This window comes from Polymorphobacter megasporae (assembly GCF_018982885.2).
Taxonomy (GTDB): domain Bacteria; phylum Pseudomonadota; class Alphaproteobacteria; order Sphingomonadales; family Sphingomonadaceae; genus Polymorphobacter_B; species Polymorphobacter_B megasporae.
On record NZ_CP081850.1, the window covers coordinates 1 to 20425 of the forward strand.

Annotated in this window: 22 protein-coding genes and 1 pseudogene; 15 read left to right on the forward strand and 8 right to left on the reverse strand. The window is 60.3% G+C overall.

The features are described 5' to 3' along the window. Positions 1-313 precede the first annotated feature (313 nt). Together KTC28_RS22380 and KTC28_RS22385 are read left to right on the forward strand one after the other, a co-directional pair. On the forward strand, positions 314-1075 hold the full coding sequence (locus tag KTC28_RS22380) for a hypothetical protein (protein ID WP_216711371.1): 762 nt from the start codon (positions 314-316) through the stop codon (positions 1073-1075). A gap of 181 nt (positions 1076-1256) precedes the next feature. After that, entirely contained in the window at positions 1257-1835 is a 579-nt protein-coding gene (locus KTC28_RS22385; protein WP_216711370.1) for an NADPH-dependent FMN reductase, read from the forward strand. Between the two features lie 155 nt (positions 1836-1990). On the opposite strand, the gene KTC28_RS22390 is transcribed toward KTC28_RS22385, so the two are convergent. Both KTC28_RS22390 and KTC28_RS22395 read right to left on the reverse strand, forming a co-directional pair. Further along, complete coding sequence (locus KTC28_RS22390) at positions 1991-2746, reverse strand: Stf0 family sulfotransferase (protein ID WP_216711369.1); 756 nt, start codon at positions 2744-2746, stop codon at positions 1991-1993. A gap of 362 nt (positions 2747-3108) precedes the next feature. Continuing rightward, positions 3109-3462 carry an SWIB/MDM2 domain-containing protein gene (locus tag KTC28_RS22395; protein WP_216711368.1) on the reverse strand — a complete coding sequence of 118 codons (354 nt, stop codon included), beginning with the start codon at positions 3460-3462 and terminating at the stop codon, positions 3109-3111. A gap of 694 nt (positions 3463-4156) precedes the next feature. Between KTC28_RS22395 and KTC28_RS22400 the strand changes: the two genes are divergently transcribed. Beyond that, on the forward strand, positions 4157-5236 hold the full coding sequence (locus tag KTC28_RS22400) for an IS630 family transposase (RefSeq protein WP_216711703.1): 1080 nt from the start codon (positions 4157-4159) through the stop codon (positions 5234-5236). Here the strand turns inward: KTC28_RS22400 and KTC28_RS22405 are convergent. Together KTC28_RS22405 and KTC28_RS22410 are read right to left on the reverse strand one after the other, a co-directional pair. After that, positions 5233-5499 (reverse strand): hypothetical protein, encoded by a 267-nt coding sequence (locus tag KTC28_RS22405; protein WP_216711626.1) that lies wholly within the window; start codon positions 5497-5499, stop codon positions 5233-5235. The two genes, KTC28_RS22400 and KTC28_RS22405, sit on opposite strands and share 4 nt — an antisense overlap. 1 nt (position 5500) lies before the next feature. Continuing rightward, positions 5501-5926 carry a helix-turn-helix domain-containing protein gene (locus tag KTC28_RS22410; protein ID WP_216711627.1) on the reverse strand — a complete coding sequence of 142 codons (426 nt, stop codon included), beginning with the start codon at positions 5924-5926 and terminating at the stop codon, positions 5501-5503. Positions 5927-6034: 108 nt separating this feature from the next. On the opposite strand from KTC28_RS22410, the gene KTC28_RS22415 reads away from it, so the two are divergent. From KTC28_RS22415 to KTC28_RS22450, 8 genes and pseudogenes are all read left to right on the forward strand, one after another. Next, positions 6035-6877 carry a hypothetical protein gene (locus KTC28_RS22415; protein ID WP_216711628.1) on the forward strand — a complete coding sequence of 281 codons (843 nt, stop codon included), beginning with the start codon at positions 6035-6037 and terminating at the stop codon, positions 6875-6877. Continuing rightward, positions 6874-9888, forward strand: a complete 3015-nt coding sequence (mobF, locus tag KTC28_RS22420; protein WP_216711629.1) for a MobF family relaxase — start codon at positions 6874-6876, stop codon at positions 9886-9888. The genes KTC28_RS22415 and mobF overlap by 4 nt, the downstream gene beginning before the upstream one ends. Positions 9889-10023: 135 nt before the next feature. Further along, positions 10024-10131 (forward strand): annotated as a pseudogene (locus KTC28_RS22425) (transposase); the annotation flags it as partial. A gap of 111 nt (positions 10132-10242) precedes the next feature. Next, positions 10243-10527: a hypothetical protein gene (locus KTC28_RS22430; protein WP_216711630.1), complete on the forward strand. Its 285-nt coding sequence runs from the start codon at positions 10243-10245 to the stop codon at positions 10525-10527. A 158-nt stretch (positions 10528-10685) separates the two neighbouring features. Then, complete coding sequence (locus KTC28_RS22435; RefSeq protein ID WP_216711631.1) at positions 10686-10991, forward strand: hypothetical protein; 306 nt, start codon at positions 10686-10688, stop codon at positions 10989-10991. Then, positions 10984-11292 carry a hypothetical protein gene (locus KTC28_RS22440; protein ID WP_216711632.1) on the forward strand — a complete coding sequence of 103 codons (309 nt, stop codon included), beginning with the start codon at positions 10984-10986 and terminating at the stop codon, positions 11290-11292. Before KTC28_RS22435 ends, KTC28_RS22440 begins: the two co-directional genes overlap by 8 nt. Positions 11293-11468: 176 nt before the next feature. Then, positions 11469-11984: a YfbU family protein gene (locus tag KTC28_RS22445; protein ID WP_216711633.1), complete on the forward strand. Its 516-nt coding sequence runs from the start codon at positions 11469-11471 to the stop codon at positions 11982-11984. Between the two features lie 14 nt (positions 11985-11998). Continuing rightward, on the forward strand, positions 11999-12346 hold the full coding sequence (locus KTC28_RS22450; protein WP_216711634.1) for a hypothetical protein: 348 nt from the start codon (positions 11999-12001) through the stop codon (positions 12344-12346). A 16-nt stretch (positions 12347-12362) separates the two neighbouring features. Here the strand turns inward: KTC28_RS22450 and KTC28_RS22455 are convergent, their stop codons facing one another. Beyond that, entirely contained in the window at positions 12363-13166 is an 804-nt protein-coding gene (locus tag KTC28_RS22455; RefSeq protein WP_216711635.1) for a DUF1883 domain-containing protein, read from the reverse strand. 220 nt (positions 13167-13386) lie between these two features. Between KTC28_RS22455 and KTC28_RS22460 the strand changes: the two genes are divergently transcribed. From KTC28_RS22460 to KTC28_RS22470, 3 genes are all read left to right on the forward strand, one after another. Beyond that, positions 13387-14211: an IS5 family transposase gene (locus KTC28_RS22460; RefSeq protein WP_223132315.1), complete on the forward strand. Its 825-nt coding sequence runs from the start codon at positions 13387-13389 to the stop codon at positions 14209-14211. 171 nt (positions 14212-14382) lie between these two features. After that, positions 14383-15852, forward strand: coding sequence for an Eco57I restriction-modification methylase domain-containing protein (locus KTC28_RS22465; RefSeq protein ID WP_216711392.1), 1470 nt, complete (start codon positions 14383-14385; stop codon positions 15850-15852). Then, positions 15842-16732, forward strand: coding sequence for a hypothetical protein (locus KTC28_RS22470; RefSeq protein ID WP_216711391.1), 891 nt, complete (start codon positions 15842-15844; stop codon positions 16730-16732). The genes KTC28_RS22465 and KTC28_RS22470 overlap by 11 nt, the downstream gene beginning before the upstream one ends. Before the next feature lie 971 nt (positions 16733-17703). On the opposite strand, the gene KTC28_RS22475 is transcribed toward KTC28_RS22470, so the two are convergent. Both KTC28_RS22475 and KTC28_RS22480 read right to left on the reverse strand, forming a co-directional pair. Beyond that, positions 17704-17883 carry a hypothetical protein gene (locus KTC28_RS22475; RefSeq protein WP_216711390.1) on the reverse strand — a complete coding sequence of 60 codons (180 nt, stop codon included), beginning with the start codon at positions 17881-17883 and terminating at the stop codon, positions 17704-17706. A 159-nt stretch (positions 17884-18042) separates the two neighbouring features. After that, positions 18043-18462: a hypothetical protein gene (locus tag KTC28_RS22480; RefSeq protein WP_216711389.1), complete on the reverse strand. Its 420-nt coding sequence runs from the start codon at positions 18460-18462 to the stop codon at positions 18043-18045. A 484-nt stretch (positions 18463-18946) separates the two neighbouring features. On the opposite strand from KTC28_RS22480, the gene KTC28_RS22485 reads away from it, so the two are divergent. Continuing rightward, positions 18947-19402: a hypothetical protein gene (locus KTC28_RS22485; RefSeq protein WP_216711388.1), complete on the forward strand. Its 456-nt coding sequence runs from the start codon at positions 18947-18949 to the stop codon at positions 19400-19402. A gap of 35 nt (positions 19403-19437) precedes the next feature. Here the strand turns inward: KTC28_RS22485 and KTC28_RS22490 are convergent, their stop codons facing one another. Beyond that, entirely contained in the window at positions 19438-20085 is a 648-nt protein-coding gene (locus KTC28_RS22490) for a hypothetical protein (RefSeq protein WP_216711387.1), read from the reverse strand. Between the last annotated feature and the right edge of the window lie 340 nt (positions 20086-20425).

Below are 20425 nucleotides of genomic sequence, written 5' to 3' on the forward strand. Positions count from 1 at the left end.
GAACCGAATGGTACCGCGGGATATGTGCTGTAAATCGCAATTTCAGCATGCATCGCCCGAGGTCCGGTCAGAGCAGTCGATTGGTATTGCGCTCAATGGTTGAACGGCACATTCTCGGTCTGCGGTCCGGTAAATCCCGGCTGCGGGGCGTGGTAACCCCTGATTGATGGCTGGCTTTGCACGATGTGCATGGCCGGATGGCCGTCGCGCATGTCCAGGGCTCGCCTAAAGGTGGCGGCGCCTGTGCATCAGCCAGGTTACCAACGTCCGGCTCGAAAGCCGGACACCGCCTCCAGATCAAGGAGGCGCACCGATGCGAGTATTGATCATTGTTTTTCTCGGCTTGTTCGCGGCGGTTGTACAAGCTCGGGGCGAGCCGCTGACGGTCGATCCGGTCAAGGCAGCGATCGACGGTGTACCGTCATATCGGATCTACTCCGTTGCGCAGCACGAGAGTATGTTCGTTTCCGGATGTCTGCAGATCGGCGCGACTATCTGTCGGCCGATCCACCGGTTCGCCAACGATCCCGGGTCGGCTGCCCGCGAGGTCGATCAGGCGCTGCATACCGTATGCGATGCTGCGAGCGGCACATATGATGCCAAAACCGACCAGGATGCCATCGCAGCATTAGAAGGTGTTCACTATGCCGGACCGTTCGAGGCGATCCATAGTTGCCGGACAGGGAGCAATCTCAGCGGTGTCGAAGTCCACGTCGAGGACTTCGGCGCCAGCGTCGACCGCCAGCCGCAAGATAAAATCACCCGGCTGCTCGGCGACAAGCGTTCGCGATACGAAGCGCTGACGACCGTCATCGGCTATACGGCCGAGGCGGCATCGCTTCGAAAGGCACGGCAAGCAGCAAGCCTCTCCATCTCCCACATGCTGAACTGTCGCGATAACCAGCGAGCCGCGCTGCGCGAGGGCGCGATGACCACCGCCGGCCTGCTGGTCGAGGTCCGTCAGCAAGTGGCGCTGGTTCAGCCGAACCAGGGACCGGCGGTGTGGCTGCCAGTCGACCGGCTACGGCTTATCCAGCCGCCGGTACCATGCGATAACGCGCCATCAGCACCGTAGCCGAGAGCAGCGCAACCATTGTGAGATAAACAACGCTAGGCGGGACGAAACAGGAATATTGCCTTTTAGGGGACGCGCGCGGACGGCGGCTTGCGGGTAGCAAGCCGTCCGTCTGCTTTCTGGTGTCGTTTTTGCCGAACCAGACGTGCCAGCCTGTCGATTGGCGATTACAGACACTGAGATGAAGATCACGGTCATAAGCTGCAGCCTCGACCCGAACAGCCGCAGCCGCCGGCTTGCTATGGCGTCGGCATCAATGATCAATCAGTCTGGGCACGATGCTAGTCTGGTCGATCTTCGCGACCTTAACGGATTGCCACCGTTCGATAACGATCTGGCATTTGATGATCCCCGCTACGAGCTGCTGCACTCTGCGATTCAGCTTGCCGACGGGATCGTTATCGCATCACCTGTCTATAACTGGGCACTAAGTAGCACGGCTAAAAATCTAATCGAGATGACCGGCGCTACTGGTGACCGTGGGCGAAGATCAGCTTGGTTTGACAAGGTGGTGACCTTCGTGTGCTCGGGTGGCCTGCCCCATAGCTATATGGCCTACGGAACAACCGCCTTGTCGATGATGCTCGATTTCAAATGTATCGTGAACCCTTACGTTGTGTACGCAACCGAGCGTGATTGGTCGCAACGGGAAGAACCACATGAGAAGCTCGTTGACCGCCTTCGCAAGACTCTGGAGGTCAAGTTGGTGTTGGCGGACCGGTTGCGGAATCGCCCTTACAAATCCGATTGGGAAGTCTGATTAAGGCTCAGCGCCGTGTCCGCTTTCGATGTATATGAGAGCTGCTTATGGCCGCCTCGGGGTCAGAAGCAGCCATCGGATCCGCAGCTTGTCGAACGGCAGCTATGCCGCGTTCCATGCTGACTATGCGACAGGCGGCTCTTGGCACGAGATTGTCAAAAGCGGTAATTCCGTTGCACCTGTTTCGTCCAATCCAAGCTCATATCATCCGCCATCTTTGCTGTTTGAACGATGATCGTGGCAGCCAGGGATGGGTCGCGGTCGATGGCAATCAGAGTATCAGCAAGCACTTTTTGAGGTTGAGCCGCGAGGTCCTCGTAGAAGAGGTGCATTGGCTCGATCCCACTTTGATCGAAGAACGAGACCCAGCTCTCATCGTCGGCCCTCAGCATGGCGTATGCTTGGTCGATCTGGCTAGGGTCGAAAACAGGCGGTCTCACTGGTGCGATTCTCTCGCGTTCCGACCCGTCAGCAGCAACGTGCCACAGACCGGTCTGTTTGGCACGGACCAGGGAAACGGCCTGCGCTGTCTTCTTCCTCCTCGACAAATGAATAAAAAGCGTTGGACCGATCTCTTGTTCGAGCAGCGTTCGCAGATCGGCCGTACCGCCCAATCCCGTCCTCAGCCGTTCGATTGCTTCGTTGACGCTCCGCCACATCAACCGAAGGCCAAAGATGCCAGTATCAGCTGTTCCCGCGCGAATCATGGCTGAGAGATAGGCTCGGTTGAATGCTGGATCGGCAGCGGTTTTAGGTTCGCTAACGCCCCAAACTTCAGCCCAGTAGTCGATATCCTCGGACCGAAGGTATGAGTTCGGTTGACCGGCAACTCCGCTCGAGGTCAGCAGATCGCATAAGAGCGTACTGCCTGATCGAGGCGTCGCGCAAATGACGTAGGCCGAAAAAGACATGTTGATTCGTCTGCTTCTGGGCGATGTTAGCAGTCGTACGATGACCATAACAGGGTCTCAGAGCGGAAATACCCGTCTCACGTAAACCCCTCGTTTCGAGGCACCGAAATGTCACGGCAGAGCGAGCGGGGATCTTGCCTCCAATCTCCCAAAAACCGCCGTCCGCTTTCAGCCTCCCGAAACTCGATCGTGGAAGTAAGTTTCGATATGTCCCAGTCAAGGCGCTTCAATTTCATATGGTCCAGCGTCCGTGCACCGAATATGCCGATAATATCGCGTCCGACTGATCATCATTTGCGTCACTACAGCGACAGGCTTCCTGCCACGCCTGTATCGTCGTTGATCAGTCTCGATGTGGCACCTCAGGCGGGCGCGGGCACCGCGTTTAGGTGTCCGGTGATCAGCTTGTTCATTTCGAACATCGTGGCGGACGGCTTGCCGAATACCTTGGCCAGCGCCTTGTCGGCGTTGATCGTCCGCTTGTCAGTCGCGTCCTGAAGGTTGTGCGCCTTGATGTAGACCCACATCGCCTTGACGATCTCGCTCCGCGCGAGCGGCTTCGCGCCGACGATCGCGGCGAGCTCGGCCGACGGCTGCATCGGCGTAGTCAGGCCGCCGGTTGCTTTACGGGGCGTTGCCACCTTGGTTTTCGCCGGGGCCTTGGCCGGTGCCGCAGCGCCCGCCTTCGCCGTCGCCTGGGTTTCCGTCTTCGCCATCGCTCTTCCCCTCGTGAGTTGCACGTCGACCGTAACGAACTGCCTTCGCGATGCAACGCATGCCCATTTCGGCGGTAGATTATTTGGACACGGATTAACGGTAGCGCGCCTCTAACGGCAGACGACCAGTCAAGTCAGACCCCATGAGCGCTCGTACTGGAACAAAGCGCTGAAGCTGACGTGATCCAGAAATCGTCATCAGGCGATGACGCCGCCGGCGACGCCATCGGGACAAATCGCAAGATCGCCCGGTTACGATCCGAGCAGGGATAGCCAAGGCGGTGGAAGTCGAGGGGCACACACCACGCTATGGATAGCAGGTAGGGCGCGGAGGAAAAGATAAGCTAAAACAATCGTGTAGCAGCGTAGCAGGATCGTCGCGAAGCTCACCAAAGCTGGTTCGTGACGTGCTACGCGGGTGCTACAATGCTACAGGCCCTCAGGCATGGGCCGACCGAGGCGCCGCCCTCGATCTCGATGGCCTCATTTACTGACCCGGCGCGGGCGCGGCGCAGTGACATGGTAGCCTCAGCGACGATGCGTCCGGCGACCCTGTTCGGGCTTGACCGACGCCGGTCGCGTCGTCAGTCGGCGCGGCTGCTTCGACCGAAAGATCACCTCACTAGTGGATTGAACGAGACGGACGAGTCCTGTTGGGGATTCCCGGCGCCGGTCGGACGTGCGACGTTGTTGGATGCGCACTGGTATCAGGATCGAGGTCACGGCCTCAGACAGGGCTCGGCTTGAAGCGATTGTCTCGGCGCGGGGTTCGCCGCAGAAGCATGTCTGGCGTGCACGGATCATTCTGCTCACGGATCAAGGGCTGGGAACGCTCGCGATCATGGCGGCGGCCGGCAAGTCGAAGACCTGCGTGTGGCGCTGGCAGGAACGCTTCATGGCCCAAGGTGTCGATGGTTTGCTGCGCGACAAGACCCGCCCGCCGGGCATCGCTCCGCTCGAGGCGGGGCTCGTCGACAGGATCGTGGCCCTGACCCTTGAACGCCCCGACCATGAAGCGACGCACTGGACGGTCCGTGCGATGGCCAAGGCGGTCGGCATCGCTGCGTCCTCGGTTGTGAAGATCTGGCACGACCATGGCCTGGCACCGCACCGCTGGCGGAGCTTCAAGCTGTCCAACGACAAGGCGTTTGCCGAGAAGCTGCACGACGTGGTCGGCCTCTATGTCTCGCCGCCGGCACACGCGATCGTGCTGTCGGTGGACGAGAAGAGCCAGATCCAGGCGCTCGACCGTACCCAGCCGGGGCTGCCGCTCAAGCGCGGCCGCGGTGCGACCATGACCCACGACTACAAGCGCAACGGGACGACGACCTTGTTCGCGGCGCTGAACGTGCTCGACGGCTCGGTGATCGGGCGCAACATGCAGCGCCATCGGCACCAGGAGTTCATCCGCTTCCTGAACGCCGTCGAGGCCGAGTTGCCCGCCGACAAGGCCGTCCACGTCATCCTCGACAATTACGCCACACACAAACAGCCCAAGGTCCGCGCCTGGCTCGGCCGGCATCCGCGCTGGACGTTCCACTTCGTGCCGACGTCGTGTTCGTGGCTCAACGCCGTAGAGGGCTTCTTTGCCAAGCTGACCCGCCGGCGCCTGAAGAATGGCGTCTTCTGCTCCGTCGTCGACCTCCAGGCCGCCATCAACCGCTTCATCAAGGAGCACAATCAGGAACCGCGTCCCTTCGTCTGGCGCGCCGATCCAAACGAAATCATCGCCGCCGTCAGACGCGGGCACCAAACGTTAGAATCAGTCCACTAGCGGGGTACAGGCGTCTTCTCGACGAACCGGCGACGATCAACGAACCAGACGAGCATCGCCGTTCCAGCGACGGCGGCACCCGCCCAGCAAGCAGCCGCCAGTCCGGGTGATCCTGCGAAATATTCCGCCGGCAGGCCGGCCAGCAGCAAGGTGACGGTCGCCGCGGCGAGCCGGCGTACGACCGGCCAGTTGCGGCGACGAAACCCGGCGCGCGCTGTGCCGGCAGCCCAGTCGGCCAATCCTTCAGCAGTCGTCAACGCCATGTCATTTCCCCAGCGAAAGCGCGAGCAGTGTACCACGCATTTGCCTGCGGGTCGCCTGACCAGCGTCGGCACCGCCGTCGTATAGGACGCGGCCGAGCGCCTCGCGTCGATCCGGTGGCAGATCGAGACCGACATCCTGGCAGACCGCATCGACGTCGCCGAGCAGCCGGTCGAGCCGGTCCCAGTCGGCCGGACCGTAATAGGCCTGCGGCGTCGTATCCTCGCCCATGACGATCCACTCGGGATCGACGTCATAATCGCGTCGGAGCTTCGGCAGGATGACCACCGGAGGTTCGGCTGCGCCGGTCTCCCACGCATTGAGCGACCTTCTGGAATAGCCGAGCGAGGCGGCGAAGGCTTCCTGCCCAAGCCCCGCCCGCCGACGCACCGCCTTGATCCGCTCGCCTATGGAAGATGTCCCGATCATCTAATGTTACAAGATGTAAACATGTCTTCCCATTCAGAGCTTAAGGCCACATAATGTCATCTTGAAATAGCGGGCGCTAGCAGGAGCGGTAGGGAGGTCGAAGACGCAGTGGCTAGTTCGCAGCTCAATATCCGACTAGCCGCCGAGCACGATGCCGAGTTCGATCGGTGGGCCAGCGAGCTTGGCGTCGAGCGAGGCAAGCTCGCCCGGGACATCTTCACCGAAGCGCTCGCAGCCCGGCGGGAAGGACGAGTGAGCTTCGAGCAACCGGCCACGCTGGGACCCGGCGACATGATCGCGATGCAGGCAACGCTCGAGCGCGGCGTGATGGAGATCGATCGCATCGCGACTGTCTGGGCGAAGCACGAGGCCGACGTCCGCAAGCAGGAGCGCGACAACCAGCAGATGCGGACCCAGGTCCAGGGTGAAATCATTGCCGACTTGCCGGCGCGGATATCCAAGAGCCTGAACCCGATCCGGCAGGAAATGCTCGCCATGGCCGAGCGGATCGACAAGCAGCCGCGCCTTGACACGATCGACGCCGGGCAGCGTGAGCTTACCGCAGCGCTCGAAGCTAATACGACCGCGATCGAGCGGCTGGAGGAACAGCCGCGACACGTGACCGGTCTGATACTCGGCGACGACCGGTTTTGGTCGACTGCGTTCGTCGTCCTCTGGACTGTGGTGATGATGGGGTTGGCCGTCTTCCCGCTGACGGCGGTGGAGATGGCGTTTCCCGGCATCGGTATCCCGCTTGCCGATCGATTGGTAGTGGGTGACGCCGGGTTCTGCCGCCTCGTCAACAACCGCTTCGGGAGCGACGGCTGCCAAGTGCCGCGTGACCACCAAGGGACGTCGGTATCCGGGAAGACCCCGGTAACTGCCAAGGCAGGCCTCAAAGCGATCCAGAAGACCGCCTCTCATGCGACGCACAAGGCGAAGCGACCGTGATCTCGGTCAGCGCCGTTGGATCCGCCGGCGACGCTGCGGGCTATTATGCCCGCGACAACTATTACACCGCCGATCAGGGGCACGACGCGAGCGCGTGGGCCGGGGCAGGGGCGGCCGAGCTGGGGCTCGATGGCCCGGTCGATGCCGCCGCCTTCGCGAATATCCTCGCCGGGGAGCTGCCCGACGGCAGCCAGCTCGACGCCAAACGTGGCGAGCATCGCCCTGGGTGGGATCTGACGATGTCGGCGCCGAAGTCGCTGTCGATCCTCGCGCTGGTCGGCGGCGATGCGCGATTGGTCGGCGCGGTCCGCGAGGCGGCCACGGCGACGATAAGCTGGGCAGAACGCAACATCGCCGAGGCGCGGGTGTGGAACGGGCGCAATCAGGAGCCGGAGCGGACAGGCAAGTTTGTCGCCGCGACCTTCCTCCACGACGTCAATCGCAACGGCGAGCCGCAGCTGCACGTCCACACCGTCATCGCCAACGCGACGCAGACCGCCGACGGCAAGTGGCGGGCGCTGCGTTCCGACGCGCTATACGACCGCCAGCACGCCATGGGGGCGGTGTTTGCCTCGACCTTGCGTGCCCGCGTCGAGGCACTCGGCTACGCGACCGTTCCCGCGCAGAATCCGCGCGACGGAGCGTTCGACATCGCCGGCGTGCCGCGCGCGGTGATCGAGGCATTCTCGACCCGCTCGGCCGAGATCGGGGCCCATCTTGAGACGCGGGGGAGAGAGGGTACGGCGCGCGAGCGCGAGCTGGCGGCGCTCGCCACGCGCCGGTCGAAGACCCCGGAGGTCGCGCTCGAGGTCCGTGGAGCCACGTGGCGGGCGGTAGCGGTGGCGAAGGGGTTCGATCCGGTAAGATTGGTTGAGGCGGCGCTTGGCCGGTCGGACCGCGAGCAGACCGTGTGGACGCAGGTCGTGCGCGGTGTGCGCGGGGCAGGGGAACGGGGGCTGGCGATCGCGAGCAGGATGGGGCTGACACCCCGCGACGGCGATCCGCTGGTGCCCGAGCGGCTCGGCCGCCTCGACCCCCGCGCCTATGCCGCGGCGCAGGCGGTCGCGTCGGCTGTGCGCGAGCTGGCTGAGAACGAGGCGGCGTTCGACCGGCTCGACCTCACCCGCGCCGCGCTCGAGCGCGGCGGGCCGGTGACGGTCGCCGACGTCGAGGCACGGCTCGCGCTACTGGAGGCCAAGGGACTGCTGCTCGGCGACGGCGACCGCATGCTGACCACCGACGGCGCGGTCCGGCTCGAGAAAGGCTATCTCGCCGCGATCGAGGCGGGTCGGGGCCACTCGGCGCCGATCGTCTCGGCGGGCGAAGCCGCGGAGCGCGCGCAGGACGCGGCGCGCGACCTCGGCTTGCGCCGCCTTAATCCCGGCCAGGAGGCGGCGGCAGTGCTGATGCTGTCGTCGTCGGATCTGGTGGTCAATGTCCAGGGTGGCCCGGGGCGCGGCAAGTCGACCGCACTCGCGCCGGTGACGGCGATCGCCAAAGCCGAGGGACGATCGGTGATCGGGCTCGCGATCGCCAACAAGAAGGCGAATGAACTCGGACGCGAAACCGGCGCGGAGGCGAGCACCATCGCCCGGTTCCTTGCCCGGCACGAGCGCGTGATCGACGGCACCGCGCTGCCGGCGCAGGTCGCGCGCGTGATGACCGAGCTCAAGGGCTCGGTCATCATTGTCGAGGAAGCGAGCCAGGTCGGTACGCGCGACATGGAGCGGCTCGTCCGGCTTGCCGGCATCGCTGGGGCCGCACGCCTGATCCAGACCGGCGATGCGCGCCAGCTTGGCGCGATCGACGCCGGCAAGCCATTCGAGCTCAGCCAGCGGGCCGGGCATGCGACCGCACACATCACCGAGAACCTGCGGTCCCGGTCCGACACGATGAAGGCGGTGGTCGCGGCGCTCGATGGCAATGACCTGCCCGCCGTGTTCGACCTGCTGAAGCCCGCCATGACCGAGGTGCCGGGCGCGCAGGTGGCAGCCGCCGCCGCCGCGCGCTGGGCGACACTGCCCAAAGCTGAACGCGACACGACATTGCTGCTCACCGCCGGTCGCGCGATGCGCGCCGAGGCCAACCTCGCCGTCCAGGCCGCGTTGAAGGCGGCGGGCGAGATCGCGCCGTCGGGCGTCCGCGTCGACGTGCTCGACCGCGTCAATGTCACACGCGAAGGCGCGCGGCTGATGAAGGGCTATCAGCCCGGGCGAGTCGTCGAGATCCGCACTAATCTGCCGAGCCAGGGGTTTACGCGCGGCGACCGCGGCGTGGTGACGGGCATCGAGGGCGACCGGGTTCGTCTGGCGATGCGCGACGGCGGCGAGAAGCTGTTCCGGCCCGATGCCCTCGCGAAGAACCTACGGCACGACGCGGTGTCGATCTACCAGGTCAAGCAGGTCGAGCTGCACGCGGGCGACCGGATCCGCTGGACCGACACCGATCGGCAGCGGGGGCTCAACAACGCCGACCTCGCGCGGGTCGAGCAGGTCGGCAAAGGCGGGCTGGTTGCCTCCTCGCTCATCGACGGTACGGTGCACCAACTGAAGCCCGGCGACCGCATGCTCGAGCAGCTCGACCTCGCCTATGCGATCAACGTCCACGTCGCGCAGGGCGTCACCACCGACCACGGCATTCTCGCGCTGCGGTCGACGGAGCGGAAGCTGCTCAGCGAGCGGTCGTTTCTCGTCGCGCTAACGCGGGTCGCCGACAAGGTGGCGCTGATCGTCGACGACGGACGCAGGGTCGAGCAGGGCGTTTTGCGCAATGCCGGCGACAAGACCTCGGCACTAGAAGTGATCGGCAAGACCGTGGCGGCGGATCGGGCACCATTATCGTCGGCCCAGCGTAACGATGGGCCCGCGACAGAAGCATCTACCCAGCAGACTAATGTGCCCGAGCGCTACCTTGAGCGGGGAGTGGCTCGAGCACCTGCTCGCGATGTCGACCACGTCGTCGATCGGGCCGCCGGCCGCGTACCCGATGTCCAGCCAGACCACGGGCTGTGACGGAATAGGTCCTCAGTTAGCAATCTGATCTTTGGTAAGGCGACCTAAGACAAGGTTGACGTCCCCCCCGTTTTCTTCCTCCAGTTTGAATGAGAGTTTTCCGGCTGTGTGACCACCTTTGAGGAGGAGTAGGCCGTGAAGAAGAGCAGGTACACCGAGGAGCAGATTTCATACGCGCTGCGGCAGGCCGAGACGGGCACGCCGGTGGCCGAGGTGACCCGCCGGATGCACGCGATCGACGCCGCGCGCCGCGAGGTCGCGCGCGCGCGGGCGGCGGTGAAGGTGCGCGAGGACTAGCTGCGCAGCGATACGGGCCGCGCCTATGTCTCGCACCGGCTGGAGCAATCGCGGCGCGTGATCGAGCCGATGAAGACCCAGGCGCGCACGCTCGACCGCAAGCTCCGGTGCGTCGACAATCGCATCAGGTCGTTCGACAGGGTGATCTACCGCGTGAAGGTGGCCGAGCAGCTTGGCGTGGAATCCGTCACGCGGCCGATCAGGGTTAGCAGCGGCACCCAGCTTTCCCGAACCGTCGACCGGGCATTGGCCGGTACATTTGCAAGCGTGCCGGCCCAGCGGCTGCAGCAGGCGCGCGTCCAGGTGCAGACGCTGGCGCACGGGCTGGGCATGTCGCGCTAGAGCATTGCCATAATGACTTTATGCCGCCCTTGAAACACGCCGCTGAGTGTCAAAAACCGGTGGGTTCTGACACAGCGTAGCATTTCGAGGAAAACCCTTGAAATAGCCATATATGACAACATATATAGCCGAATACGACACTTCAAAGGATGATCTCTGTGGCTGATGATCCAAGCGCTAAACTCGCGGAACTGCGCACTCGAACATGGACGACCGCGGCTGAACACGCGGAACTGAACCGCTTATATGATCAGGCCCTCGCCGACCTCGCGCGGTCGCTTCGCCCACTCGAAGCTAAGCGGCTCGCCATGAAGGCGGGCACCACCCCCAACGATCGTCAATCACTGAAACGGAAAGCGGAACGCTGGAAAGCCAATTTCCTCGCGATGCCGGCGATGGAAAGGGCAGTCGTTTGGGAAACCCTCCGCGAAGCTCTAGCCGAGGGAGACCAGAGAGATGCCTAATTACTACGGACAAAGTTCCTATGTAGACCGCTCTGCAATCTTCGCATTGTTTTGCGGCTTCCTCTCCGCCGCCCTGGCTTGGCTCTCATTGGATACCCTTGAGGCTCAGCGGCCGCTTGCGGTGCCGTTGTTCATGCCGCTGCTGGGCGTTGCGATCGGCTTCATCATCAATCTCTGGTGGCCTGAAGATCAGGATGTGCGTCACGCAAAGGTATGGGCAGCAGTCGGGCAGGGGCTCGGCGCGGTACTGCTGCCGGTAGCCCTCATGGCTATCTTACGTGCAGTGATCGCTGGTATCTGAACGCGCGCCTTGCGTTGATCAGGTAAAATCTTTCCAAACTCAAATGATCCGCTTTATCGGGCAGTTGCCAGAAGGCAGCGCTATTATCGTCTAAGGTGTCACAACCGTGACTCAAATCTGAACTCGATTGTAACGGCCAAAGAATGGTAGAAGCCCACTAAACGCGGGATAGAATAATGCAAATGTCTGATGGAGAACGTCTCATCATCGTAATGTTGGCTGAGGTGATGGAGGCCCTTAAGCTCGACCAGGAAATTGATCCGGCGCTTGTTAAAACTCTGGTGATTAATAATGATGGGTGGGCACTAAAGCGCAAATACTCTGGGATATTTCATAGTGAAGCGCCCTCAGATGACGTGGTCTCAGAAACTACTAATATCTTATGGATGTGGGGTATAATCGAGCACTCGATTGCGAGCCTTACCGGGGTAGAAGCGAATGAGGCCAAGGGCTGGCACTGGACTAAATGGGATGGCTTTGATGGAAACAATGATGACCACTATGGCGTTGCGCGCACCATGATCGAAGACCTAGGAGAGTTCGAAGACAGCCGCAAAGGTATCAATTTGAATAGCCATTCGCAGACGTTGCTGCCGCGTTACAGGCGCATGTACGAGAAGTTTGACGCGCATGTGAAGGCTGGGAAAGCTTCTCCGCTTTCGTTCGACGCGCTTCGAGACTTATGTAGCTGACTTGGGATTTCGCTATGGCCGAAGATTATGAACGCGAGAAGCTTGGCAACGCTGTAAACGCCCTTGCCGTCAGCGCAGCACCGATTCAGAAACGTCTCGAATATGCATGGACTGCCATGCACACCTTGATGTCTCACGGCTTTACCGACCTGGAGCGGGAAGCGGAATTCGCCGTAATCAAAGATCGCCTTACCGCTGACAAGTCTGATGAGCACATGGGCTATGTCCCCACCACATGCGCAAAACTTTCCGACAATGAAGCAATGGAAATTGCGCAGGCTATCGTGGATCTAAAAACCCGCCTTTATCACAACCGAATTCACGCCCTTGAGGATGAGCTTGAGGACTTAAAGGGACGCTAATTAACTGCAACAATAGCTATGCGGCGATTGCCGGGTTGCGTATCACATCGATAATCTCAGCGGCGATTTCCTCAACGGTATGAGTTGCTGTGCTCCTGGCAAGGCGATCAGCGAGGGACGGTGAATAGCCGACCACCTCTCGCTTGCTGACATTATGCCAGACTGGCAACAAAATCTGATCACCGGACACTGCCCGGGTTACCAATCCATCAAGTTCGTACTCAGGCCACCCGCGGCCAAAGAACGCTTGCGATAGAACTACGACTCCAAAACGGCTGCTGGCTAAACCACGGTCTATCTTGCGGCGAAGACTGTCACCGATCCGCAACTCGAATTCGTCATACCAGACACTGAGTCCTGCATTGTGTAACGCCTCCGCAAGCGGCCGGACCACATCGTCTTTGTCTTCCGAAGCATGGGAGATGAATACGTCGAAGGTGCGGCCGTCAGGTGCCTCCACTGTGGGAGCGAGATCGCTTTCGGCATCTCGAACCAGCGTGGGGACGCTGCGCAATGGTGCCTCGTTGATCGCCGGCAACGGCCTGAGCGCCGTGCCCGGGATTACTCGAATCCCGGACCGGACTGTGCCTTTCAGGCCCTGCATATCGACTGTCACGTGCCACGAGCCCGAGCTCGGCACCTGTAACCGAACAGGGGAGCTTTTGGCCAATCCGCCGTGATAACGATGCTGACGACCGGCCTTATAACTGCTGAAGTTGGAGCCATCCATAAGGCGGACATTCGCAGCGCTACCCTGCAAAGTGACTTCCACCACGTTGCCGCGCTCGACATGACCGAGATTGTAGTGCGTAAAATTCATCCCCGCGCTCCGCCGGCCGCCGTGCTCATTCGATCACTTCGCCTTTTTATCGGGGCGCTGGGACAGGGCTGATCCAGCTGCCGTCTTCGAGTCTTTGCCCGTACGGCCGTCTTTTAGAACTTTCGACGCAGCCTTGCCCGCCTTCGTGCCGGTTTGTTCGTTCTTAGAGACCGTTTGAGAATGGCTTGAAGGGGTGGCGCGGTTGTGATTCAAGCTTGGGATGTGGACCCGAGCGAGCCGTGGCCGGATGGCTGGATTTGAGCAGCGAGCGAAGCGCTACCCGACCGATCTGACGGACGAGGAGTGGCGGTTTATCAAGCCGTTTCTGCCACCCGCGCCAAAACGAGGGCGTAAGCCGACGACGGATCTTCGCGCGGTGCTTGACGCCTTGCGTTATCTTGCTCGGACGGGTGGCGGCTGGCGGATGCTGCCGAACGACTTTCCGCCATGGCAGACGGTCTATTGGTGGTTTCGGCGGCTTGTGCGGCGGCTGTTGTTTCGCACGCTCCACGACGTCACGCTGATGCTGGACCGGGCACGCGAGGGTCGTGAGCAAAGCCCGAGTGCAGCAGTGATCGACAGTCAGTCGATCAAGGCTCCGGCAGCGCAAAGCCGTGGGTTCGACGCCGGCAAGAAGGTCCTCGGCCGCAAGCGTCACATTGCCGTGGACACCGACGGGCGGCTATTGATGATCAACCTGACGACGGCGGACATCTCCGACAGCGCCGGCGCGCAGGCGATCGTTGCCGCGATCCGCAAGCGGTGGCCCTGGCTCAAGCACCTGTTCGCCGATGGCGCCTATGACCGCACCAAGTTGATGGACGCGGCCATCTACCAGGACTTCGTCCTCGAGATCATCCGCCGCACCGACAAGGAGCCCGGCTTCAAAGTGCTGCCGCGGCGATGGGTGGTCGAGCGCACCTTTGGCTGGATGACACGATGGAAGCGCCTCGTCCGCGATTACGAACAGCGGATCGATGTCTCCGAAGCCATGATCCACGTCGCCCTCGGCAGCCTGATGCTAAGACGGATCGTCCACCCGTGAGCATTCTCAAACGGACTCTTAGCCATATCCAACCCTCTCCCAAACGCCCGATACCGAAACGGTAACAGATATTCAGGGCATGGTTGCAAAAATGTTCGGCTAATGTTCTTTTTGACGGTGGAGCACAATCGGTGCACGACACCATGATTTCGAGATTGTAGTGAGGCGATAGTGACAGTCCCATCTCGCCTCTCTCGCAAGCATGCCGGTGCCTACTATACCGGCGATGCCGTCGTTGAGGCTCTGGTAAGTTGGGCGGTTCGAGGCGAGCACGAACGGATGCTCGACCCCTCGTGCGGCGACGGGCGTTTTCTCGCTGCACATCGCAACAGTGTCGGCATCGAGCAGGATGACGAGGCCGCCGGTCAGGCAATCGTCCGCGCGCCTTGGGCACTGGTCCACGAAGGCGACTTTTTCCAGTGGGCGGAAGCTACGGCCGAACGCTTCGACTGCGCCGCCGGAAACCCGCCCTTCATCCGGTATCAGACCTTCAAAGGCGATGTTCGCGCCCGCGCGATCGGCCTGTGCCGCAAACATGGAGCCGAGTTCAACGGGCTTAGCTCGTCATGGGCACCCTTCCTGGTCGCCACCGCCAGTCTGCTTAAGCCCGGCGGTCGCATGGCGTTTGTCGTCCCCGCCGAGATCGGCCACGCACCCTATGCTGCACCGCTGCTTGACTATCTGGTCGCCAATTTCGCGCAGGTGCAGGTCGTTGCTGTCCGGGAAAAGCTGTTTCCCGACCTCTCCGAGGATTGTTGGCTGCTCTACACAGAAGGCTTCGGGGGCAGCACGGATCATATTCGCTTCACGGTACAGGACCGCTTTGCCTGGAGCGCGCGTCCGCCGGTGAAGGCAGAGCGCGTGCCGATCGCCGAGTTTCAGGGTGTGTGGAATCGGCGCTTGCGACCGTTCCTGCTGCCGTCGGCAATCCGCGACCTCTACCGCGTTGCTGCCACGCACAGCGACAGCCGCCGGTTTTCGGAGATCGCCCAAGTCGGCATTGGCTACGTCAGCGGCGACAATGATTTCTTCCATTTGCGGCCGTCGCACGCCGAGCATTGGGGCATCCCCCCTGCCCTGCTCCACCCCAGCGTCCGCAACAGCCGCGTTCTTCCCGCGCGACAGATTACGCCCAAGACCGTTGAGAGTTGGCGCAAGGCGGATGCGCCAGCCTTGTTGCTCCGCTTGCAGCGCGGCACCAAGGTGCCGGCCGCGGTCCGGCGCTACCTCGACAGCGAAGCCGGCCAGGTCGCTCGCACTGCTTACAAATGCCGCAAGCGCGAGCCGTGGTATGCGGTCCCAGACGTGAATGTGCCCGATTTCGTGCTGACCTACATGTCGGGCCGCAGTGTCAGCCTGGTTCGGAACAGCGCCGGCGTCACCTGCACCAACACTGTTCACGGCGTTCGTATTCGCGACAAAGCGCTGGCCGCGAAGCTGCTGCCGTCATGGGGCTCCCCGTTCATCCAACTGAGCTGCGAACTCGAGGGCCACGCGCTGGGCGGCGGCATGTTGAAGATCGAACCTCGCGAAGCCGGCCGGGTGCTGTTCCCCGCGCCTGCCCTCACGCCCGAGCTCGACGCTACGACAATTGCCGAGGGTGTCACCACCATGCAGCGCTGGCGTCACTATGGCGGCTAGCGTCTGCCAGTGGACCAGCCAGGCGCAGGCATTGAAGGCGTTCGCCGATTTCACCGGCGCGACGCAAAGCGCCGGCCAGATCAAGCCGCTCCACTGGTACGTCGCGTGCCGGTTAGTGCTCGAGGGCGGCTTCGACCCCGACGACATCACGCCCCGACCGCCGTTCCGTGTGGAGCGCCGTTCGGGCAAGCCACCGATATTGCACTACGCGCCTGAAAAGGCCGGGGGTGGAGAGCGCACGATCCTTGGCGGATTGAAGACCAAGAATGTCGATGTGGTGGTGACGCGCGAGGGCATCGGTCCCGTGCTAGCGGTATCGTGCAAGGGTGTGACGGGTGCCTTCCGTAATCTCACCAACCGCATGGAAGAGACGATTGGCGAGTGCACCAACCTGCACATCACCTACCCCGCCCTGGTGCTGGGCTACATGGTCCTGCTGCGCGCCAACCGGCACACCGACGAGGTGCTCGAGGCTGTAGCTGAGGAAGCTGAAACCGGCGAACCTGGTCGCGAGCTGGCGGCCAACGACATTGCTATGACCCGAGGCGGCGATCCTGTGGCCGGGATCATGCGATTCCACAACGCGCTTCGCGAGTTGGTCGGGCGGCGGGGCATTCGCAACGACGTAAGCCGTTATGAGGCGATCGGCTTAGGCATGGTCGAGATGCAGGCTGACCATCGGGGGGTGCTGCTAACCAGCTACCCGGCGCACGATAGTGTGTTACGGCTCGAGCGGTTCTTTGACGCCCTTTATCTTCGCTACGACGAGCGATTCGTAACGAGCGCTCCGGACCTAGCAAGTAAAACACGAAGGCTGGAATGGGCCGGGCCGTCACCCGGACTAGTTATGCCCAATCTAGATTTTAAGACGCGGACTTAGCGGGCGGCGCAGGGCTGGTTTTTACGTCTGATGCTGAGGAAGCGATTGTTTCGGATGGTACGGCAGCAGGTGATCCAAGAGCGGGTGCGCGTGCGGGCGGCAGCACGCCTTCATTCAAAGCGGGAGTTCGAGAGGGAGGCAGCACACCATCTTGAACGAGCTTGGGGTTAGGCGGAGATGACGGTTTTTGGGCCATTATTTTTACCACCATGCTAAAGATCGTTGAGATAATACGTTCGATCTTGCTGTTCAAGAATTGTATTCATAAGGCGGCTCGCAGATGACAGAAGAGGAGTATCGAGATGAGCTTTCTGCCTTAAATAGTGCACACGCGCAGAATGAAGTTGCCCGAGACGGATTCCTGGCTGTGGCGCATATTGCAATGTTCGCGGCCTCTATATCATTCATAGGAAGCGTTTCGCCTCTACGAACTGCTATCTTAATTCCGGTATTAATACTCGGGTGGATATCGAGTGTTGGTGGGTTATTAGCGCTTACAGCGAGTTTCGCAGCAACGACACGATATATTGATCAACGCCGGCAAGCTATAAATAATGAAAAAAAACCGTCAGCTGGACTTGCAACATTCTTGAACGCCGGTGCATTATGGTCTTTTCCGGTCGCACTTATAAGCTTATTCATCTTCGTCACGTCAAATGTGGTTAGGCCAATGACTAAAACTACTCCTTTCTTACATAATCAGGAAAAGATCGAGAAGGGAGTATTACCACCCGCCCGTGCTCCTTCAAGAAGCCCCGAGCCAAAAGTCGGAGTGCTTCCGGCCCCACAAGCGCCTGTGCGGCAACCAGCGCCGGCACCCGCGACCCCGACAAAAAAGTAGTCGAACAATCCAAATTATAGAGCCGAGCTCGAGCAAATTGAAGTGGCGAGATTATGCTACAGAGCGGATGCTTAGATATGAATCAAATTTATCGAGGCGACGCTACATCGCCTCGGGCCGGCCAAAACACTTATTTCCGCCGCCCGTCCGGTTCTTTGGCGACCCCTTTAAAGGGCTTGCCGCCTTCTTTCTGATCCATGAAACGGCCCGTGTCGGTGTTGCGTTTTACGTGATTGCCGTTTGGCGCTTGCGTCTGCGTCCGGTTATCGACCGAGCCACGGCGGAAACCTTCATTCGTATTTTTGGCCATGTTAATCCTCCACCTGCTTAACTCTCAGATCGCCATCGAAACGGCAATTTCAAGGGCTGTCGGGTGGTACGTCATCCGGTTAAACGTACAGAGGCCGGCCACGTTCCCTCGGTCGCGACTTGCCGCAATTCCAAATTCAAGCCTATCGATAACTTGTGATCACTTACCAATGGCTTTAGTAATTGAGAATAGATCAACACCGGAAGCCTTGAGAGCGATAACAATTAGAACCAGAAAAATAGTATAGAGCAAAGCAGACACCATGCCCAAAAACACAGTTCTTGCTGTGCCACCCTTTAAGGCCTCTTTTAAGATATCAGGGCGAGCATCATCTATTGCTGTTAAAGCAAACTCAGCTAAGGCCGAGGATGCGGCGTCTGTAGCATTCTGAATTAATTGGGGTGTCCACGTCGCGGCATAAGCCAAAATCTCACCTGCGGTAGGGGGATGGCCAGTAGCCTGCTCTGAAGCTAAGATCCACTCCCTTTTGGCAGTCTTATAGATTCCGTAAGCTACCATTCCGAGAAGCTTGTCTTCACTATCACTTACTAGTTTTGTAAAGACCGGATTATGCGTCACGATAGAGCTACTTTTTCTTCTTATTGTTACCCTGAGAGAAAGCCGAACTAGCCAAAGACTTGTTGGCTTTATCTGACGCTTTAGAATATGAGTCGGAATTCATTACTTTAGTCGTATGTCCAGAGCTTGACACCTCTCGGAACACACCTTTGCTTGAGCCAGAGGAACCCTTCGATATCGTAAAGCTGGTAGAACGATTTGTTGACATAGTCGTATTTGGGGGCTCCGGCGACCATCTGTCAACACGTGGAAGAGCTAGCGCGACACGGCCCCCTCGCTGTGATTGAGCCGATATTCTTTTAAACGTCGCGCATATAGACCGAAGAACCAGAGTGAAGCAAAGCTTGACGCGACCAAAATCATTTTGGGCGCGCCAGAACAATGCTTGACTACGCCAAACTAAAAGCCCAAATGCGATGTTGAGGCAGCGAAGTTCTAGGTTCGCCGCCTCAAACCGCAACTCGACCACCCTAAGGACAAATTAATGATGATCGTGCTGACTGAAAAAGACGTTACAAGCCTCAAGCCCTCTACGCGAGCAGATTTGATGGCATTCCTGCTCCGTTCGACGTCCGCGTCGATACCCCCTCGGAACCACCCGGAGGGTTTCGAATGGGACGATGTAGTCGACCTCACCGCCGACAAGGTGGCGGAGTTCATGGAAGGATGCGCCGAACAGACCGTCGCCGGCCTCAAGGTGATCGCCGAGCATGGCCCTGTGATCGTCGCCAATCTACTCCTGGAGGCCGGGATCGAAAATTACACCCACTTTCAGGGGCGCATCACCAAGAGAACCCGGACCATTACCGGAGACAAACATGCATTTCTCTTCACTTGGGATGATTGGGGAAGCGGCGGGAACGCCGAACGCGGGTATGGCCACTATGCCGTGACCGATACTACGTTCCGCTCTCTCCGCAGCTATTTTGATCTGGACTAGCATTGCCGAGGGTGGGGGCCGTAAGGCCCCTGCCCTCACTCACGTGGGTCAAGGCTTTCGGGATCAGGCTTGTCCGGCCAATCATTGTCTTCATTCTGCCCTAGCTCTCGGCGGCGCACGCGGGCTGAGAATTCATCGTACGGCATCTTCTCGGCGCCAAAAGCCCAAAGTAGATCCCTGTATTTCGCGACCTTTTCCTGGGCCGTATCAAGGAGCGTGGGCAGATTCTTTCGGAAAAAATGCAGGAGCCGGGCGTCGGGCAAATTTCCAGTTCGAATGTCGTGATAACCCAACATGTCTTTATGCCGAGCTTGCGCAGCGAGAGCTTCATCAGCCACGGCCATTCGCTGGTTATAAGTTTCGTGCATAATCAGGCCACAGGTCCCCAGGATGCGGAACGTGACGTATTGAATGCGTCGCGCAATTAGGATGGGTTGGACGTTAAGCGTTAGCGCTTTGCGGATCAGCTCCCGAAGATCGGAATCGTGGGCATAGAACCACGGCCGGGTGTTTTTAACCTCGATGCCGCAATGGTGCTTGTCGATCCGAATGATAAAATCGAGAGCATGCTTGCCGAGGGTAGCTCCATTGAACGTTTGTAGCTCTGTTTTACTATAAAGTGTACTGTCGCCGTGACTGTCGAGATTGGCGAAGCCCCCATACACATCGATTCCCGCCTCCATTAAAGCCCTGAAAACAGCAATTTCTAGTGCTTGGCCGGTACGTCCCGCAGTAGCTCCGTTCGTAAAAGCAGCCCATATGGGCTGCAGTTCAGCGAGACGGGCTTGGACGCGAGCGGGGTTTCGTTGGCAAGGCGAAACCACTGTGATTTTTCGTACTCGGAGATTGCGAGGCTGCCTTCCTTCAGCATCCCCTGTTTCACCGCCGTTAGGATGTGTGGTTGAATTCGCTGGTTATAGGGCCCGGCGTCGCCAATCTTGTGTTCGAGGGTGCGTAGGTTGGCGACCGCCTGCTTCTGCAGAATATTTTGTATCCGCGTGCGTGCGACAGCTTCCCGTTCAA

Excerpts from the sequence above, each read along its gene's own strand:
- KTC28_RS22380 (WP_216711371.1), top strand. The coding sequence starts at position 314 with ATGCGAGTATTGATCATTGTTTTTCTCGGCTTGTTCGCGGCGGTTGTA.
- KTC28_RS22385 (WP_216711370.1), top strand. The coding sequence starts at position 1,257 with ATGAAGATCACGGTCATAAGCTGCAGCCTCGACCCGAACAGCCGCAGC.
- KTC28_RS22390 (WP_216711369.1), bottom strand. The coding sequence starts at position 2,746 with ATGTCTTTTTCGGCCTACGTCATTTGCGCGACGCCTCGATCAGGCAGT.
- KTC28_RS22395 (WP_216711368.1), bottom strand. The coding sequence starts at position 3,462 with ATGGCGAAGACGGAAACCCAGGCGACGGCGAAGGCGGGCGCTGCGGCA.
- KTC28_RS22400 (WP_216711703.1), top strand. The coding sequence starts at position 4,157 with ATGCGCACTGGTATCAGGATCGAGGTCACGGCCTCAGACAGGGCTCGG.
- KTC28_RS22405 (WP_216711626.1), bottom strand. The coding sequence starts at position 5,499 with ATGGCGTTGACGACTGCTGAAGGATTGGCCGACTGGGCTGCCGGCACA.
- KTC28_RS22410 (WP_216711627.1), bottom strand. The coding sequence starts at position 5,926 with ATGATCGGGACATCTTCCATAGGCGAGCGGATCAAGGCGGTGCGTCGG.
- KTC28_RS22440 (WP_216711632.1), top strand. The coding sequence starts at position 10,984 with ATGCCTAATTACTACGGACAAAGTTCCTATGTAGACCGCTCTGCAATC.
- KTC28_RS22445 (WP_216711633.1), top strand. The coding sequence starts at position 11,469 with ATGCAAATGTCTGATGGAGAACGTCTCATCATCGTAATGTTGGCTGAG.
- KTC28_RS22450 (WP_216711634.1), top strand. The coding sequence starts at position 11,999 with ATGGCCGAAGATTATGAACGCGAGAAGCTTGGCAACGCTGTAAACGCC.
- KTC28_RS22455 (WP_216711635.1), bottom strand. The coding sequence starts at position 13,166 with ATGAATTTTACGCACTACAATCTCGGTCATGTCGAGCGCGGCAACGTG.
- KTC28_RS22460 (WP_223132315.1), top strand. The coding sequence starts at position 13,387 with ATGTGGACCCGAGCGAGCCGTGGCCGGATGGCTGGATTTGAGCAGCGA.
- KTC28_RS22470 (WP_216711391.1), top strand. The coding sequence starts at position 15,842 with ATGGCGGCTAGCGTCTGCCAGTGGACCAGCCAGGCGCAGGCATTGAAG.
- KTC28_RS22475 (WP_216711390.1), bottom strand. The coding sequence starts at position 17,883 with ATGGCCAAAAATACGAATGAAGGTTTCCGCCGTGGCTCGGTCGATAAC.
- KTC28_RS22485 (WP_216711388.1), top strand. The coding sequence starts at position 18,947 with ATGATGATCGTGCTGACTGAAAAAGACGTTACAAGCCTCAAGCCCTCT.
- KTC28_RS22490 (WP_216711387.1), bottom strand. The coding sequence starts at position 20,085 with ATGGAGGCGGGAATCGATGTGTATGGGGGCTTCGCCAATCTCGACAGT.